At 58.0% G+C, this 16851-nt stretch carries 17 protein-coding genes; 5 read left to right on the forward strand and 12 right to left on the reverse strand.

The annotated features are described in order from the left end of the window. Positions 1-8: 8 nt before the first annotated feature. From QE435_RS05555 to QE435_RS05610, 12 genes are all read right to left on the reverse strand, one after another. Positions 9-506 carry an aromatic-ring-hydroxylating dioxygenase subunit beta gene (locus tag QE435_RS05555; RefSeq protein ID WP_349040546.1) on the reverse strand — a complete coding sequence of 166 codons (498 nt, stop codon included), beginning with the start codon at positions 504-506 and terminating at the stop codon, positions 9-11. Continuing rightward, the gene (locus tag QE435_RS05560; protein WP_349040547.1) at positions 503-1768 is read right to left on the reverse strand and encodes an aromatic ring-hydroxylating dioxygenase subunit alpha; all 1266 of its coding nucleotides are present in this window, start codon (positions 1766-1768) and stop codon (positions 503-505) included. Before QE435_RS05560 ends, QE435_RS05555 begins: the two co-directional genes overlap by 4 nt. Beyond that, on the reverse strand, positions 1768-2331 hold the full coding sequence (locus QE435_RS05565; RefSeq protein WP_306928801.1) for a nuclear transport factor 2 family protein: 564 nt from the start codon (positions 2329-2331) through the stop codon (positions 1768-1770). The genes QE435_RS05560 and QE435_RS05565 overlap by 1 nt, the downstream gene beginning before the upstream one ends. Beyond that, entirely contained in the window at positions 2328-2684 is a 357-nt protein-coding gene (locus QE435_RS05570; protein WP_306928799.1) for a hypothetical protein, read from the reverse strand. Before QE435_RS05570 ends, QE435_RS05565 begins: the two co-directional genes overlap by 4 nt. Before the next feature lie 28 nt (positions 2685-2712). Next, positions 2713-3858, reverse strand: coding sequence for an acyl-CoA dehydrogenase family protein (locus QE435_RS05575; protein WP_349040548.1), 1146 nt, complete (start codon positions 3856-3858; stop codon positions 2713-2715). Further along, positions 3858-5054: an amidase gene (locus tag QE435_RS05580; protein WP_349040549.1), complete on the reverse strand. Its 1197-nt coding sequence runs from the start codon at positions 5052-5054 to the stop codon at positions 3858-3860. The genes QE435_RS05575 and QE435_RS05580 overlap by 1 nt, the downstream gene beginning before the upstream one ends. Before the next feature lie 173 nt (positions 5055-5227). Next, entirely contained in the window at positions 5228-5983 is a 756-nt protein-coding gene (locus QE435_RS05585; RefSeq protein ID WP_349040550.1) for a class II aldolase/adducin family protein, read from the reverse strand. Continuing rightward, entirely contained in the window at positions 5955-6800 is an 846-nt protein-coding gene (locus tag QE435_RS05590; protein ID WP_349040551.1) for a ketopantoate reductase C-terminal domain-containing protein, read from the reverse strand. The genes QE435_RS05585 and QE435_RS05590 overlap by 29 nt, the downstream gene beginning before the upstream one ends. 23 nt (positions 6801-6823) lie before the next feature. After that, positions 6824-6982 (reverse strand): 2-dehydropantoate 2-reductase N-terminal domain-containing protein, encoded by a 159-nt coding sequence (locus tag QE435_RS05595; protein WP_349040552.1) that lies wholly within the window; start codon positions 6980-6982, stop codon positions 6824-6826. A 167-nt stretch (positions 6983-7149) separates the two neighbouring features. Further along, positions 7150-7980 (reverse strand): ABC transporter permease, encoded by an 831-nt coding sequence (locus QE435_RS05600; RefSeq protein ID WP_306928791.1) that lies wholly within the window; start codon positions 7978-7980, stop codon positions 7150-7152. Further along, on the reverse strand, positions 7977-8765 hold the full coding sequence (locus QE435_RS05605; RefSeq protein WP_349040553.1) for an ABC transporter ATP-binding protein: 789 nt from the start codon (positions 8763-8765) through the stop codon (positions 7977-7979). The genes QE435_RS05600 and QE435_RS05605 overlap by 4 nt, the downstream gene beginning before the upstream one ends. 1 nt (position 8766) lies before the next feature. Beyond that, entirely contained in the window at positions 8767-9705 is a 939-nt protein-coding gene (locus QE435_RS05610) for an ABC transporter substrate-binding protein (RefSeq protein ID WP_349040554.1), read from the reverse strand. A gap of 978 nt (positions 9706-10683) precedes the next feature. Between QE435_RS05610 and QE435_RS05615 the strand changes: the two genes are divergently transcribed. The 5 genes from QE435_RS05615 (at position 10684) to QE435_RS05635 (ending at position 16541) form a co-directional block, all read left to right on the forward strand. Then, complete coding sequence (locus tag QE435_RS05615; protein WP_349040555.1) at positions 10684-11967, forward strand: sensor histidine kinase; 1284 nt, start codon at positions 10684-10686, stop codon at positions 11965-11967. After that, the gene (locus QE435_RS05620) at positions 11964-12635 is read left to right on the forward strand and encodes a response regulator transcription factor (protein WP_349040556.1); all 672 of its coding nucleotides are present in this window, start codon (positions 11964-11966) and stop codon (positions 12633-12635) included. Before QE435_RS05615 ends, QE435_RS05620 begins: the two co-directional genes overlap by 4 nt. 180 nt (positions 12636-12815) lie before the next feature. Next, positions 12816-13817, forward strand: coding sequence for an iron ABC transporter substrate-binding protein (locus QE435_RS05625; protein ID WP_306928781.1), 1002 nt, complete (start codon positions 12816-12818; stop codon positions 13815-13817). Positions 13818-13887: 70 nt separating this feature from the next. After that, on the forward strand, positions 13888-15456 hold the full coding sequence (locus QE435_RS05630) for an iron ABC transporter permease (protein WP_349040557.1): 1569 nt from the start codon (positions 13888-13890) through the stop codon (positions 15454-15456). Beyond that, on the forward strand, positions 15453-16541 hold the full coding sequence (locus QE435_RS05635) for an ABC transporter ATP-binding protein (RefSeq protein WP_349040558.1): 1089 nt from the start codon (positions 15453-15455) through the stop codon (positions 16539-16541). The genes QE435_RS05630 and QE435_RS05635 overlap by 4 nt, the downstream gene beginning before the upstream one ends. Positions 16542-16851: the final 310 nt, after the last annotated feature.

The raw sequence follows: 16851 nt of genomic DNA on the forward strand, positions 1-16851 counted from the left end.
GCCTCCGCTCAGAGAAGGTAGCTGATGGATGTCAGCACCCCGTCGGAGTTGAGCAATCGAATGACTTTGTCACGAATTTTCAGCCCGTCATTCGTCACGACTAGCCGGTGGGTGACGTTCGCCGCGAAGACCCGCTGACGTCCGAACTTGTCTTCGACGAGATGCAAGGCGGACCGGATGGTGAGTGTCCCCGGCGCATTCTGTTCGGTTACGAAGCGCGAGATGGTTCGAACGGTTTTCGCCGGCGGCGCTGCCGATATCGAAAACCCGCCTTGCAAGCGCTCTACCCTCAGCTTGCGCATCTGCGCGTCGTCATAGGCAACGTTGAGCGTAGAGGCGAAATCCTCCGTCTCCGGATCGATGGGAATGACGTAGTGGCCGTCTCCGTTCCACAGTTGCAGCCAGCGGTCATAGTCCGGCTTGTCAAGAATATCGGCCTCCGCCCACAGGAACTCAATCGCCTGCTGCAGGGGAATGACCTGATCGATCTTTGGCATTTCATTCATCCCTGCATCATCCTTTTCCACTGGCGGTAAGCGCCGCGCATGCCGGTCTCGGCGCTGACATCGCCGACCGGCAGACCGTTTTCGCTTTGCTTCTCAATGCCCAAGCCCCTGTTGACCATGACGGGAAGGTCAGGGCCCCCCGCACTGCCGCGCTGGACGCGTTCCCAGACCTCGGCGTCGTCGGGGCTGCCGAAACCCATCGGCCCCTGGAAATGTTCATGGATGCGCAACCTCATGCGGTTGCCCGCCTCGGGGCCGCCATCCATGCCGATGGCAATGTGGCGGATGGCTGTTTCCTTGACGGAGATAGGACGCAAGATCCGGAAGAACGACAAGGAGCAGGCCGCATTCGGGAAGAGGTTGAGGTTGAAGCCCGTTCCACCGACGGCGCGGACGATCCGGCGGACTTGCGCCTCGTCATAATCGGCGCGCAACTCCTCGGCCAGCTCTTCGAAACGTTCGGGGATCGGAGCATCGAGGTTTTCGTCAAGATCGATCAGTTCCGGCATCATCACCATCACTGAATGGCCGTTGCCGAGATCTTCCACGAAGCCCTCGCCCTCGAGGAATGAGAACTGCTTTTCCGCTTCCGCGTCCAGAGACTGCAGGAATGACTTATGCACCACCGGAAAGTGATAGGCGTCCGTGGTGTTCTCGAGCTGGATCTTCCAGTTTCCGGGGAAGCGGAATTGATGCTCACCATTGACTTTGACGGGAAAGCCCCCGCCCTGCTTCATGAAAAGATCAATCCATTTTCGGGCGTTTCCTAGAAAATCCTCGAGCGGTTCGACATCCATGTTGAAACTCGCGAAGATCATGCCGTTATAGATGCCGACCTTCAACCTCTTCAGGCCGTAGCTGGATTTATCGAAGTCGTCGGCATAGCCTTCGGTGTAAGGGACGCCGCGCAAGGAGCCGTCGAGCGCGTATCCCCAACCGTGATAGGGGCATTGGAACGACGACGTCTTGCCTCGTTTGATTTCGCAAACCGTTGCGGCACGATGCCGACACCGATTGACCATCACATGGACGTCACCCTTGCGGTCCCGGCTGACGATGACGGGCTGGGTGCCAACATAGCTCAGCGTGAATGATCCTTTGTCCGGCACTTCGGATATATGGGCCACCCAGACCCATGTCCGACTGAATATCTTGTCCATCTCGGCATCGAAAATGGCCGGGTCTTCATACATTGGCGTATCGACGTGGTCGGGCTTGACGAGTCCGGACCAGTCAGGGCTGGTATTCAAAATGTCGAGCATCAGGACGGTTCCTTGTATGTGGCAGCGACCGTGAAGGGGGCGGCGGCGGTCAGCGGTTTCGGAATAGGCACGTTCTGGTCCCAGGAGGAAACGGGTCTGGCATAGAGGTTGGTCGTGTGAAAATGCGCCATGCGCCACCGATCCTCCTCAAAGGCAAAACCGATCTGCAGCCGGGCTGCCATCAGGTAGCTCTCGCCATTCGCGAAGGTCGGCGTCTGTAACATCATCCACCGGCCTGTCGCGGTGCGGTCGCTCAAAACCCGTATCGCCTCTGAGCCGAGGAAATGCGCATTCATGGCAAAGTGCGGTGGCGTCGTGCAAAAGCGCGACAACCAGGCGATGATTGCCTCGCGCCCTTCGTGACTGCCGAAGTCCTTGCCGTAGCGTCCGCCTCCGCCCATCCAAACCGCATCGCGGGTGAAAAGGGCCCCAAGCGGGGCAAGGTCCGTCGTCTCGTCCATGCGGTCGCAAATGTCCATATAGTCGGACAGGCAGGCCCTGATCGCGCTCTCCGCTTCCAGAAGCCCGAGGCGACGGGCAATTGCATCCTGAACAGACGTCACAGCGCGGGAATCTCCAGAACGCGGCCCATCCGGGCTTCGACCCGCAGGTACTTCCACAGCCGGTGTTCGCCCACTTCGATGGTCCGGAAGAGATTGCAGGCCGCCCGCACGGTTTCCCGGTCCGGACAGTCGGCGAGGATATAGCATGTCCATGGCCAGCCGTTCGGGGAGGTCCCGACCATGGTTTCGTCATCGTCAAGGGTGCCGAGAATGGTGACACCCGGAAGGTTGGCGATGCCCGACAGCATTTTGCCGGTTGCTTTCCAAACGACCCCGATATCGGCGGAGGGCAGATCGAAGAAATTCTGGAGCACGGCGATGCAGAAGAGAGTGCGGATCGGCTTTTCGGTCATAGGATGTCCTCTCGGTCAGGGGCGGAGATTAAGGATAGCCCGGCATTGTCGGCTGGTTCAGCAATGCGGCGCCGGCCGCAGTCCAGGTGCCTTCAGCCATGAAGGCATGCTGGGCGACGGCGGCGGTATCCATCATGGTTCGAGACAGGATGTGACCCTTGGCGATAGCGCCGGTTCCGCCCATGTAGAAGGCGGCGCGCGCCACGTCCGCACCCCCATGCGCGGCCTGGGTTGCGACGAGGCGCAGACGCGTATGCAGGTCTCGGTCAATGCTGTCCCCACGCAAGAGACATTGCCACGCCTCGTCGATCGTATCGTAGAAGACGGATCGCAACGCCCTCAGCGTCGCCTCGCTGCGGGCAAAGTCTGCCTGCAACCATGGGCGCGCCGCTGTCGTTGGGCCTCCGGTGATCGACACTCTGCCGGCATCAGCGCGTATATGATCGAGTGCTTCACGCGCCGCGCCAAGGGAAACGACGGCCAACACCTGGGCCGCGAGCGCCATGGCGGGGTAGCGAAATGCGGGCGCGTCCTGGCGTGACGGGCCGCCGCGCACGAAAGTCCAGTCTTCAGGAACATGGACGTCTTCAGCGACGATATCGTGGCTGCCGGTGCCCGCCAGACCGGTGGTTTTCCAGGTCTGCTCGATGCGGACGGCCGCGCGCGGCATGATCGCCATGCGTGGCAGGGCCGTCTCCGCACCGTCGGCAAGAGTGACCCCGGCTCCGATGAGCGAGGCGCCCATGCAGCCAGAGCAGTATTTCCACCGTCCGCTGACCGACAGGCCGCCATCGATGCGCCTGGCAGGCTGCGGAGGAAACAAGGCCCCGGCAAATACGCTGTCTGGATCGGCGGCATAGATGGCACGAAAGGTCTTCGGCGGAAGGGCGGAGAGATAGGTTGCGGAGACCCCGAAGCTTGCCACCCAGCCTGTGGAGGCGTCGGCTTGGGACAGCGTCTCGATGAGGACACAAAACTCGGCAGGGCTCAGGGCGTCGCCGCCAAGCTCCTTCGGCACGAAAGCGCGGTAACAGCCGATTGCCTGCAATTTTTCCACCATGTCGAGCGGGATATGGCCGAGGGCTTCGAATTCGTGACGGCGGGCGCGAATTTCATCGAGCGTGGCTGCAAGCGTCACCGGTTTAACAGGATTTGGCGAAGAGACCTGATCCATCACTCGATCACCTTCTCTGTGTTGCGTCCTTCGATGCGCTCCTCAAGCCATTCGGCAACGGCACACAGCAGCGTGTCCATTCCCTTTGCGCCAATGAGTTGAAATCCTGCCGGAAGGTTCTGCGCGGTTAGAAGCGGCGCCGTAAGCGCCGGATGGCCGGAAAGATTGAATGGCCGGATCAACCGGGTCAGCGGCAGCACGGCTGCCGGATCCTGTGCTTCGGCAAGCGTCGGCGGTACGACCGGCATGGCCGGCAATATGAGTGCATCGACCCCAGCCAGCGCTGCATCGACCGCAGCAGTGAAAGTGGCCCGCACGGCTTCTGCGTTGGCGAGCGCCTCATCCGTCGTTTTCGCAGCGTTAAGGATTCGGTTGCGGACATCCTCTCCCATCGGTGCTGCGCTGCGCGCCAGATCGCCGAATGCGTTGGCTGTTTCGCGATTGATAACGGTAATGGCTGCGTCGTAGGCGGCGGATAGTCCTTCCAGTTCCGTGTCTTCCGGCGTCAGTCCAGCGGCAGCGAGGGCAGCATCCATCGCCGCTTCTATAGCAGGATCCACGATGCCCGTTCTCACGCGCTTGAGAACGGGAGGGCGCGATAGACGTTGCGCGGTGAACGTGCGGTCCATCGCGCTCATGGCGCGGGTCAACATTGTTGCGCTGGCTGCAAAAGGGCCGATACAATCGAGTGAGCTTTCGGCGGGCTCGGCACCTGCTCGGCTCACGCGGCCAAAAGTGGGTTTGAAGCCGTAAACCCCGCAGCAGCAGGCGGGTTGACGGATCGAGCCTCCGGTATCGGTGCCGATTGCAAAATCGCAAAGACCTGCGGCGACGGCCACGGCCGAACCGGAAGACGATCCGCCGGGTATCCTGTCCGGCCATCGGGGGTTGATCGGCGTGCCGAGGTAGCGGTTCACGCCTGTCATGCCGAAGGCAAGTTCATGCATGTTGGCGCGTCCGACAATGCGGCAACCCGCCTCCAGAACCGAGAGCACCACGGCTGCATGATCGGAGGAAATAGGCGCCCCGGCAAGCGCTTCGGAACCGCTCCTCGTCGGGTGGCCGGCAATCGCGATACATTCCTTCACCACAACTGTCGGTCCAGTCCCACCGAGATCCAACGGGACGGTGATGGCGAAGCCCTGCGGGCGGCTTGCTTCGGCGGGTGTCGCTAATGGTCGCGGAGCGTCTTGCATGATGTCCAGCTTTCTTCAATTTACGTGAATGTTACTGTAAATCCGGACCGAGTCAATTTCGAATCTAGAATTTATTGTTTATTTTCAGACACTTAAATAGTTTTTCAACGGCGCGGAGAGCCTGTCGCACCGAAGATGTCCGGCACGGTTAAAGTACGACAAATGCGATGCCGTCAGTGCGCCGGACGGTCGCGTTTCATCTTTCGGACCATGGCGTCGAACAGCAACTGGGCAAAGCTTGCCTTTTCGATCAAACGCTGCGCATCCGTTGCGCATTTTTCCATGATGGCCGGGGGCAGGGATGTGTTCGCGCCAGGCAGCGCGTTGGCTGCGCATTGGATCTCTGCTGCACGCTGAACGGTCCAGAGCAACATGAAGGTCGTGGGAATGTCGGCCTCTGCCACCGCAATGCCGTGATTGCGCAGCACCAGAACATTTTTATCGCCAAGGCTGGCCAGCATGCGTTCCCGTTCATCATCGTAGAGCGTGATGCCCTCGAATGCATGATAGGCGACGCGTCCGTAGAGCTGGGCGCCATAAAAACTGTCGTGTTCGAAGCCGCTTTCCTTCAGCGTAATTGCCGATATAGGCGTGGTGTGCGTATGTGCGACACAACCGACATCCGGGCGATGTTGGTGAATCACGCCATGCAACGCAAATCCAGCGGGATTGGCCTTATAGTCGTTATCCTCAACGAGTTTGCCGTCCACGCCGACCTTGACGAGATTGTCCGGCGTCACCTCGTCATAGTGAAGCCCGAAAGGATTGACGAGGTAAACGTGATCCGGTCCGGGTATTCTGACCGAAATATGGTTGAAGATAAGTTCGGTCCAGCCGAGATAGCTGACCAGGTGGTAGAAGTCGGCAAGTTGCACGCGCAGTTCAGCTTCGGTCTTGCCGTTAAGCAATTCGGGAAAGGGGGCGTTCATGCGGTTCTCCTAACGTCTGTGAAGAGTGGCAGCCAGGCGCTACATGTCGCAGCAGATGGACGATATTGCGGGTAAGTGGCATTGCCACGCCGGCTTCTGCGGCTAGATCGAGAGGCGCCTGACAGATCGAGCCGGTTTCCAGAGGTCTGCCAGCGCGGGCGTCCTGAAGCATGGATGTCGGAAAATCGCCGGCCAGACGCAGTTTGGTACGAAACTCTTCGTAGCCGGGGACCTCCGCGCCCCACGCATGCGCCGTCACTTTCACTTCATCCGCAATCGCCCGGGCGACACTCATTAAGGCTGGATCTTGCGATATCTGGGCAACCGACGCGCCGGTGAGCGCGGAAAGTGGGTTGGTGGCGAGGTTGAGTGTCAACTTTTGCCAGATAGTTTCCCGAATGGTGGGGGTTAGCGTCGTCTTCACCCCTGCACATTCAAGGAGTGCGGCGACACGCTTGTGTGTGTCCGTGATGGGGCCTGTGGCTGGCCCGATAACCAGTTGGTGCGGGCTATGCGCCGTAACCATTCCCTCGGCGTCCAATTCGGCGGTCATGTAAACCACGCAGCCGAGGATCTGCCGGGAGTCCAGCATGCTCAGCAGACGCCCGTCCGGATCGACGGCGGATACGGCGCGTGGCTGCGCCGTGTCGGCGAAGTACCACCAGGGGATACCATTGACGAGCGGAATGACCACAGTTTCTGCCGTGACATATGGCAGGTCTTCCGTCAGCGCATCGGCGATGGCATGACCCTTGACGCAAAGAAATAAGATATCGACCGGTCGGATCGCGCGCTCGGCGACGGCGACCGGAAACACATCGATCCGCCCCGTCAAATCCGTCAGCGAAAGCCCGTTTTACGCAACTGTCCCAAGCGGGTGCCTCGGGCGATGAGTGTTACCGACACCTCTGGCGGTAGATCTGCTGCCATTAGGCGGGCGGCGAGCGCAGACCCGACGGCGCCTGCGCCGTGAATGGCAATGGAGAGTGGTCGTGTCATATCGGTCCCTCCACGTTTTTGCGTGAATATTACCATAATTTGCTGAGTACTCTTTAGGCAAGAAAATTTTCGATCATAAAATGGGCAGAAATTTCCGTCCATCTTTATCGAGGTAGGCTGACGCCCATTGTTTTCCGGGCCGCGTCACAGCGAGCGATCAGGGCGTGTCAGGCCGCAACGCCGTACCGCTTGAGTGTCCGGACCGCTACCACCCTCAGAATGCGGTCGAATACAAAACCGAGCAGCCCCAGGACGATGATGCCCGCGAACACCCAGTCCGTACGCGCATAGTTGCGTGCGTTCCAGATCAGGGCACCGAGGCCCTCCTGAGCGGCCACGATCTCGGCAACGATGATGGTCAGGAAGGAATTGCCCATGGCGATGCGCGCCCCGGTGAAGATGTAAGGTATGGCGGAGGGGACAATGATGGTCGTGAGTGTTGCAAGAGGACCTGCACCGAGGGAGGCTGCGGCACGCAGGCGAAGCTCCGAGGTCGCAAGCGTCCCGGCAAGCGTGTTCATCGTTACGGCAAAGACGGTCGCGTAGAAGATCAGCGCGATCTTCGATGCCTCCCCTGGGCCCAGCCATATCACCGCAAGGGTGACGAAGGCCGTGGGCGGCACGAAGCGGAAAAACTCGATGTAAGGGTCGAAAACCTGGCGTATGACCTTGAAATACCCCATCAACATGCCGATTGGCACGCCGACGATAACGCCTGTGATCCAGCCTATGAAGATGCGCCTGGCGGAAACTACGATCGAGGCCGGCAGCGTTCCGTCGCTCCAAAGGGACATCAACGCTTCCGCCGTCGCCAGTGGCGAGGGAAGGAAGAGTGGTGAACTGAAGGTGCTTGCGATCTGCCAGAGGATGACACCGCCTGCAATCGAGGCTGCGAACGCACCATATCGACTGACAAGCGATCGAAGCAGGCGGCGCACTATTTGGCTAACGGTTCCGCTCCGGTGCGTCTGAATGGAGGCGCTGTTGTCGATACTCATGCAGCCCGTTCTCCAGCGGTTTCGTTGCCCATGGCGCGATCCACCTCGTTGGCTATGGTGTTGCGCAAGTCGCGTTGAAGTTGCACGCATTCGGGATCTGTCAGGTCACGGGGGTGGGCGAGTGCGACGGGCGTTATGCTTTTGATGCCGGCTGCCGGGCCCGCGGTCATCGTTACGACTCGGTCGGCGAGAAGAACCGCTTCGGAAATATCGTGGGTGACGAAAACAAATGTGGTTCTCGTCGCGTTCCAGATACGCTGGACTTCCCGCTGCAAGACTTCGCGCGTCTGCGCATCAAGCGCTCCGAAAGGCTCGTCCATCAGAACGACCTGCGGTTCATTGGCCAGGACACGGGCAATCTGCACCCGCTGGCGCATACCGCCGGACAATTGTGAGGGGAACTGCTTGGCCGCATGGGATAGTCCGACCAGGCGAAGAAAGCGGTCTGCCGTCCTGCGACGGTCACTCTTCGGCACGCCTTTCAGTCGAAGGCCGTACTCGACATTCTCTTCCACCGTCAGCCACGGAAACAGCGCCTCCGTGCTCTGAAAGACGACGCCGCGGTCGGGGCCGGGGCCGGATACCTTTTTGCCGCCGACCTCAAGACGGCCAATGACGTCGATAAAGCCAGCAACCGCATTGAGGATCGTCGACTTGCCGCAGCCGGAGGGTCCAAGAAGGCAAATAAATTCACCGGCCTTTATCGAGAGATTGATGTCCGCGACGATTTTACGGCCGGGTACGTCGATATCGAGGTGCTCGATGAGGATTGAGGCGCCGTGCATCTCACTTCGTCCCGGACGTATCGACGGGGACGGCAGCGGCGACATCGAGTAGCTTGTCTGTCATTTTGTTTTCGGCAAGAAAAGTGGTGATATTCTTGTAGCCCTCAATGTCCTGCGGGGTGAATTTCCGGACGGACCAGTCATACATCTTCAACGTGGTCGCGGTCTGGTCGACAGGCAGGCGTGTCTGCGCATTGATATCCTTGGCTGCAGCCTCTGGATCGGCGGCGATGATCTTTGCCGCCTCCGACAATACCTCCACCAAGCGATTTGCCTCGTCCTTGTGGGTCTCGTACCATGCGGCGTTGGCAGTGATCCACATATGGGATTGATAGCCAGCGTCCACGCTGGTCATCAAAATCTTGCCGCCCTGCTGGACCCCCAAGCTGGCAAGAGGCTCCCAGACAAAGTAACCGTCTATGTCACCACGCGCCAGCAACGCTGGCAATTCTGGCGGGCCGGAGCGAACGAACGTTACGCCCGTAGCGTCGACGCCAAATTTCTTAAGGGCGGCGCGTGCGGCGTATTCGCTGACTGACCCGGCCACGATTCCGAATTTCTTGATATCGTTGATGGACTGCACCTTGGATGACACGGTGAGTTTGATGGAATTGATGGATCGCTGGCCGATGGCCAAAGGCTTCAGAGGTCCACGCGCCATGCGGATCATGGTGGTCATATCGGCAGCGCTGGTAATATTGACGAGCCCTGTCAACGCGGCATCGACGCCTTCACCACCCTGCGTGAACCGCACAAGCTCCACATCCAGTCCAGCCTTCTTGAACAGTCCACGCTCGGCCGCAACGAAATACTCGCCGTGAGCGGGATCGACGCCCAGTCCTATGCGGATCGTCTCGGCGACCGCCGGCATTGCAATCGAAAGGTTTACCACGGCGACGACGGCGGTCATTTTGGCAAGAGAGAAGGAAAAGCCAAACATCAAGCGACTCCTGATAAGAGTGAGGGAAATCCGAATAGCTCCTGCGTGAAGCGATACCTTCCACTCAGCCGGAAAACCGATCACAAGAAAAGGTTGGACACGTCAGGCTTGAAAATGAATATGATTATTTTTTATGCGACTAATAGTATCGCACTATTTTTAATCTTCTAGCCGCAAGATATCCAATTTGGACAATATGAGGATTGACGAATTTCGAGCAAAACTTGCCGCCCCTCCAGGGCGCAGCTGTCGAGGTCAATGCCCGGCCGCACGATGAATCGCAGTCGGCCTGATACATGAAAGACACGAAGCAGGTGGTTGCATGCAACTATTCAGCGGTTTGCCAAATCCTTGAGGGCATGGTTGGGTTCAAGAATGAAGTACAAATTGCGAATGGTGGCGGTACGTTGTCACGTTGTTGATGGCTGAACGGTTGATGGCTCATCGCTCGGTTATGCATTCAACGAGCGTCAGCTATAAGAACCACCGTTTCGCACCGCAGATCATTACTCAAGCAGTGTAGATGTATTTCTTTTCGCTGACCGCGGTTGGTTGAGGAACTATTCTTGGAGCGCGGCATCATGAACGGCCCATCGGCCCCCGTAGAGCTGCCCCATAACCCCGGAAAATTCCAGCTCCCGCTCGCCCAAAATCCGGCCACACGTCACCGACCGCCATCTTCCAGCGGATTTGAAATTAACGTAGACTAATACGCTGTTCGATCCATATGGACGGATCCGGTTGATCATCGCTTTGCGGCACCCTACAGTACCCGCGCCCTATGTTTACCAATTTCTCCTATTTTACGGGGGGCGGGCAGTCTCGTAGACGCGGAAAAAGACGATGCGAACTTCTTCTAAGAGGCGAAGCCTACTAGATTTGACATTTCATGTTCGCAACATCGCTTTTCACCTCCCACCACAACTGACACTAGCGCGCCAGTTTATAATTATGGGATTGCTCGTGGTTACGGGTGGGATGCTCACGATTGGCTTATGGGTCACATCCCACATCGAGACTGCCCTTGTTCAAGAGAGGGCGGGAGAGACCGCTCTCTTCGTGGACAGCATCGTTTCGCCGCTGGTACAGGAGTTGGGCCAATCGAGTGTTCTCAGCGAGCAGTCGCAGCGCCGTCTTCTCGACATGATCCAGAAGGGGCCTTTGGCAAAGGAACTCTTTTCGTTCAAAATCTGGCGGCCTGACGGGACAGTCGTTTTCAGCAGCGATCCAAATTTGATCGGTCAGCATTTTGCCCCTGGACAAGGGCTGAAGGCAGCCTTGGCAGGGCAGGTGGATGCATCCTTCACCACGCTAAACGGGCAGGAACATTCGCTGGAGCGGAAAAGCGGGTATCCATTGATCGAAGTTTACAGCCCGATCCATGAGACTGGAACGGGCAAGATCATAGGGGTGGCGGAACTTTACGAATTCTCCGCCGACATCCTTGCTGAACTTCAAAAGGTTCTCTTCCAAAGTTGGCTTGTCGTGGCTGCTGTCACGATCTGCATGCTCATGCTTCTTTACGGTATTGTCGCCCGCGGCAGCGTGCAAATCGAACGCCAGAAGCGTGCCTTGGACGATCAGGTGGAAGAGCTTGCCAATATGGTGACCGCAAACATTGCTTTGCGCCAGCACATTGACGCTGCATCGCAAAATGCCGCCACGCTGAATGAGCGTTATCTGCGCCGCATTTCAGCCGAGCTCCATGACGGGCCTGCGCAGATGCTTGGCTTTGCCACCATGCGGCTCAAAGCAATCGAGCAGGGGAAAGCCCGGGAAGATGATCACAGTCTGATCCAGCGGGCAGTCGCCGACGCATTACAAGAGATCAGAAACATTTGCCGAGGCTTGCGTTTGCCGGAGCTGGAGGAGCTCTCCGCAGACGAGGTCGTGAAGCGCGCAATCCAATCTCACGAGTTCTATTCTGGAAGTCACGTCAAGGCCGATCTGGCCCGCATCGATGTCCAATCGGTTGCAGAGAAGATCTGCATATACCGTTTCCTTCAGGAAACATTGAGCAACGCCGCACGGCATGCCCAAGCCTCTCGCGTCGACGTCATCACGCGCCAGAAGGACGGTTATACGGCGATTACGGTCAAGGATGATGGCATCGGTTTTTCTCCCGACGCTTCGACAGTTGGGCTCGGACTCGTGGGTCTAAGGGAGCGCGTCGCAAGCCTCGGTGGTACTATGGAGGTCCACATGCAGCCGGAAGGTGGGGCGTCGGTCCATATGAGGCTGAAGATGCGGGAGAAACGATGAACGAAAGAAAGTTGAACATTGTCATCATCGACGATCACCCCATTTTTCGAATGGGCTTGGTCCGCAGTCTTGAGGACGAGCCCGGAATGACAATCGTCGCGGAGGGCGCCAGCTCCGATGAAGCCCTATTGCTCTTTATCCAACACAGGCCCGACATCGTTCTGCTCGATCTCTCCATGCCCGGCGGTGGCCACACCGCAATCTCCGCCATCCTCGCCGAGGATGCGAAAGCCATTATCGTCGTCCTGACCGCGTCCGAACAGCAGGGGGATATAGTCGAAGCAATTGAGGCAGGCGCGCGCGCCTATGTGCTTAAGGGCGTCGAGTCATCGGAATTGGTAAGGATCATGAGGGACGTGTTCGAGGGCAAGACATATGTCTCTCCACCCTTGGCTTCGCGGATGTCGAGGTCTTTCGACGGCGGCAGAGTAAAAACGCCATCCAGACACGAAACACACGACCGGCATGCAATGTCCGACCTAACCGCAAGGGAGGAGCAGATTCTCGTTTTGGTGGCGGATGGCAACAGTAACAAGGAGGTGGCTCGCCTGTTGAATTTGCAGGAGAAATCCATCAAGCATGTCATGACGCGTGTCCTGCGCAAGCTCCATGCGCGCAACCGCACGGAAGCGGCTAAATACTGGCGGGACGCGCACTCGAAAGATTGAGCGACGCGAATAGCGGTTGCCTCGCAATACGGACTTTAGTCCGCATGGATATCCATTCTCAGGCAATATAAGTGGAGTTTTAGTGAATAGTTTTCGTCGTGCAAAGTGTGCGACGGTATTCAAAAACTGGAACCCGAGGCAGGCTTCAAACTGGCTGCCAAACAGAAGAATGGGATAGACATGAGATTCGGCACTTCTATCGCTATTGCCGCCTTGCTGACCGCAGCAGGTTTTGTTGGACCCGTCGCAGCTGAGGACGGTATCGTCATTTACAACGCGCAGCATGAAGGTCTCACCAAGGAGTGGGCCGATGCCTTCACGAAGGAGACGGGTATTCCTGTGACCGTTCGCAAGGGCAGCGACATGGAGTTTGCAAACCAGATCGTTCAGGAAGGCGCGAATTCGCCAGCAGATGTGTTCCTCACCGAAAATTCCCCGGCAATGGCGCTGGTCGATAGCAAGTCTCTATTCGAACCGGTGGATCAGGCGACGCTAGAGCAGGTCCCTGCTGAATTCCGCCCTGCGAATGGCCACTGGATCGGTATCGCAGCACGCTCCACAGTTTTTGCCTATGACAAAACCAAGCTTACCGAAGACCAGTTGCCGAAATCGATGCTCGATCTTGCAAAGCCCGAGTGGAAGGGCCGCTGGGCAGCATCGCCATCCGGAGCGGATTTCCAAGCTATTGTCGGCGCGTTGCTTCAGCTGAAGGGCGAAACAGAAACTGCGGAGTGGCTGAAGGGCATGAAGACGAACTTCACTGCCTATAAGGGCAATTCGACGGCGATGAAGGCTGTCAATGCGGGCGAGATTCCAGGCGCGGTGATCTATCACTATTATTACTTCGGTGATCAGGCGAAAACTGGTGAGAACAGCAAGAACGTCGCACTGCATTATTTCAAACATAAGGATCCCGGCGCGTTCGTCAGCATTTCCGGTGGCGGTGTGCTTGCTGCGTCGAAGCATAAGGAACAGGCGCAGGCCTTCCTCAAGTGGGTGAGCGGCAAAGGTGGCCAGCAGGTTCTGCGTGACGGCACCTCGTTTGAATATGCCGTTGGCAAGGGTGAAGCCTCAAACAAGGCGCTGGTGCCGCTCGCGGACCTCGATGCGCCAAAAGTTGAGCCATCCCAACTCAACAATGCCAAAGTCACCGACATGCTGACCGCGGCTGGCATTCTTTAAGCTTTTAAGGTTGCAACTTTGGAGCACCGCAGGTTTTGCCTGCGGTGTCTCGCCATTTCCTGGACGCATGATGGTTGTCATTTCACCTAGCGGGCTCGCCGTCCCCCGACGCAGGCGTATCCTCGGTGCCCCTTCGTGGGTTCTTGCGAGCGCTACGGTTATGGCCTTGCTTTCCCTCGTGCCGCTCGGTTTCGTGATGTGGGCGACGATCCAGACGGGAATGGAGACGGCTTCTCGACTCATTTGGCGGCCCCGGGTCGGCGAACTTCTTCTCAACACCATTCTCTTGATCGTCTTCACCGTACCCCTGTGTAGCGTTCTGGCGGTCGCATTGGCATGGCTGACAGAACGCAGTGATATGCCCGCCCGGCGGTTTTGGGCATGGTTGTCCATCACTCCCCTCGCGGTGCCTGCTTTCGTACACTCCTATGCGTGGATTGGCCTGTGGCCCGGCCTGCACGGTCTGCAGGCCGGCATCGCGATCTCGGTCGTGGCGTATTTTCCCTTTCTTTATCTGCCGGTATCTGCCGCTTTTCGACTGTTGGATCCAGCATTGGAAGATCAGGCGTCGGCTCTTGGGTTTTCCCCTGTTGCCGTATTTTTTCGCGTGGTTTTGCCCCAGTTGCGGCTTGCTTTGTGCGGTGGCGGACTGCTGATTGCGTTGCATCTCTTGGCCGAGTACGGGCTTTTTGCCATGATCCGTTTCGACACATTCACCACCGCCATCGTTGAGCAATTTCAGTCCACCTACAACGGTGTTGCGGCCAATATGCTGGCGGTTGTTCTCGTCCTTTGCTGTTTCGCCTTGCTAGGGTTAGAAGCACTATTGCGCGGTCGCAGACGATACGCACGGCTTGGCTCAGGGGTGGCCCGGCACGCCGGGGTGAAGCGACTTGGACGTTGGCGTTATCCGGTCCTGCTTTTGCCCGTCATCACTGCGGTGTTCGCACTTGGCATTCCGGCGTGGACGTTGGGACGGTGGCTTCTGGCTGGCGGCACGGCGATCTGGCAGGGGAACGAAATCGGGTTGGCTCTTACCCAAACTCTCGGCATTTGTGTGGTGGGGGGACTGGCTACCACAGTCGCTGCGTTGCCGATCGCCTGGCTATCCGTTCGCCGACCAACGCGGGCGAGCCGTTTCTTGGAAAGCTGTTATTATCTTTCGAGCGCTATGCCGGGCGTTGTCGTCGCGCTTGCGCTTGTTACGGTCACCGTGCGTGTGGCTTTGCCGCTTTACCAAACGGTGGCGACCATCGCGATCGCCTATATCATTATGTTTTTGCCACGTGCTTTGGTGAGTCTCAGAACAAGCATTGCGCAAGTGCCGGTCGAACTAGAACAGGCGGCAGCGAGTCTCGGGCGCTCGCCATTTCGCGCCTTATGGTCCACAACCGTCAGGCTTGCCGCCCCTGGAGCGGCAGCGGGCATGGCGCTTGCTTCGCTCGGAATCCTCAACGAACTGACAGCGACGCAAATGCTTGCGCCTAACGGTACACGCACGCTGGCGATGGCATTTTGGGCACTGACCAGTGAGATAGATTATGCGGCGGCGGCGCCTTATGCAGTGCTTATGGTGCTGTTTTCGCTGCCTATGACGTGGCTTCTGCATCACCAATCAAGAAAAATCTCAGGACGATGACATTGATCGAGATAAAAGACCTGCGCAAATCTTTTGGAAGCGTTGCGGCGTTGGACGGTGTCGATCTGCATGTCGAGATGGGAACGCGTACCGCAATCGTCGGGCCCTCGGGTTGCGGCAAGACCACATTGCTCAGAATGATCGCCGGTTTTGACGTGCCGGATGACGGCAGCATAGTCTTTGATGGCGGTCTGCTCGCGGACAGGCATGTTCAAGTCCCAGCACATAAGCGTGGTATCGGTCTTGTCGCCCAGGACGGAAATTTGTTCCCGCATTTATCGGTGAGCGAGAACATTGGCTTTGGACTTGAGCGCCACATGCCCGGACGCGAGGCGCTGATCTTGGAGCTTATCGATATGGTCGGGCTAGAGCGGTCAATGCTCATCCGCAAGCCCGATCAGCTCTCAGGTGGCCAGCAGCAACGCGTTGCGTTGGCGAGGGCATTGGCGCGAAAGCCGCGACTGATACTTCTGGATGAACCGTTTTCCGCGCTCGACACAAGCTTGCGCGTGACAACACGGCGCGCGGTCGCTCAAGTGCTGGCGGCGGCTGGCATTACGACCATCCTCGTCACCCACGATCAGGCTGAGGCACTGGCTTTCGCTGATCAGGTGGCTGTTATGGAGGGTGGTCGCTTTGCCCAGGTGGGATCGCCCCGTGAGGTATATTCGCGACCGATCGATGTCAAAACGGCGCGGTTTCTAGGTGAGGCCATTGTTCTGCAGGCAACGATCATAGATGGTTGGGCGCAATGCGCGTTGGGCAATATCCCGGTTGGCGGTCCGACACGGTCGGGAGACGCGCGGATCATGGTGCGGGCCGAACAAATTGATGTCACTGTGCGAAACGGTCATGCTGGCGCAAACAACAGCGTGCACGGAACGGCCACGAACATCGAGTTCAATGGCGCTACTTCAGATGTGTCTATAACGGTCGGCAGCCGAGAGCCATTCGCAATGCGTTTGCGCATCCCAAACCGTACGATCTTATCGGAGGGCGACGCCGTTACGCTAACTGTAACAGGTCCAGCACATGTCTTTCCGGACCGTGACGGGAAACCATGTAGCGACACCGGTGTGGAATGAGTGGCTGATGGCTCAGCCTCTATCAATGCCTGGGATCAAGCAACCAGTGTAGCAGCGGAAGCAAAATGTGATGTTTTGTTTCGATAGAGGTTTTCATTGTCTTCCGATGGTCGGGACGCCTTATACCGAGGCGTCAGTGGAGAAGACCTCTCCCTCATTCGTGCCCCCGATGTTCTGGAAGATAGAGTGTCATGCGCCGTCACGAATTGAGCGACGAAGAAAGAGCTGTCATTGCCCCGCTGCTGGCGAACAATTGGGCGTAATGTGGACGTTTGGGATCGTCTTCTGGCGCTGTTTCAAGGCGTGACGA

It is taken from the genome of Agrobacterium sp. SORGH_AS 787 (assembly GCF_030819035.1).
Taxonomy (GTDB): Bacteria; Pseudomonadota; Alphaproteobacteria; order Rhizobiales; family Rhizobiaceae; genus Agrobacterium; species Agrobacterium larrymoorei_B.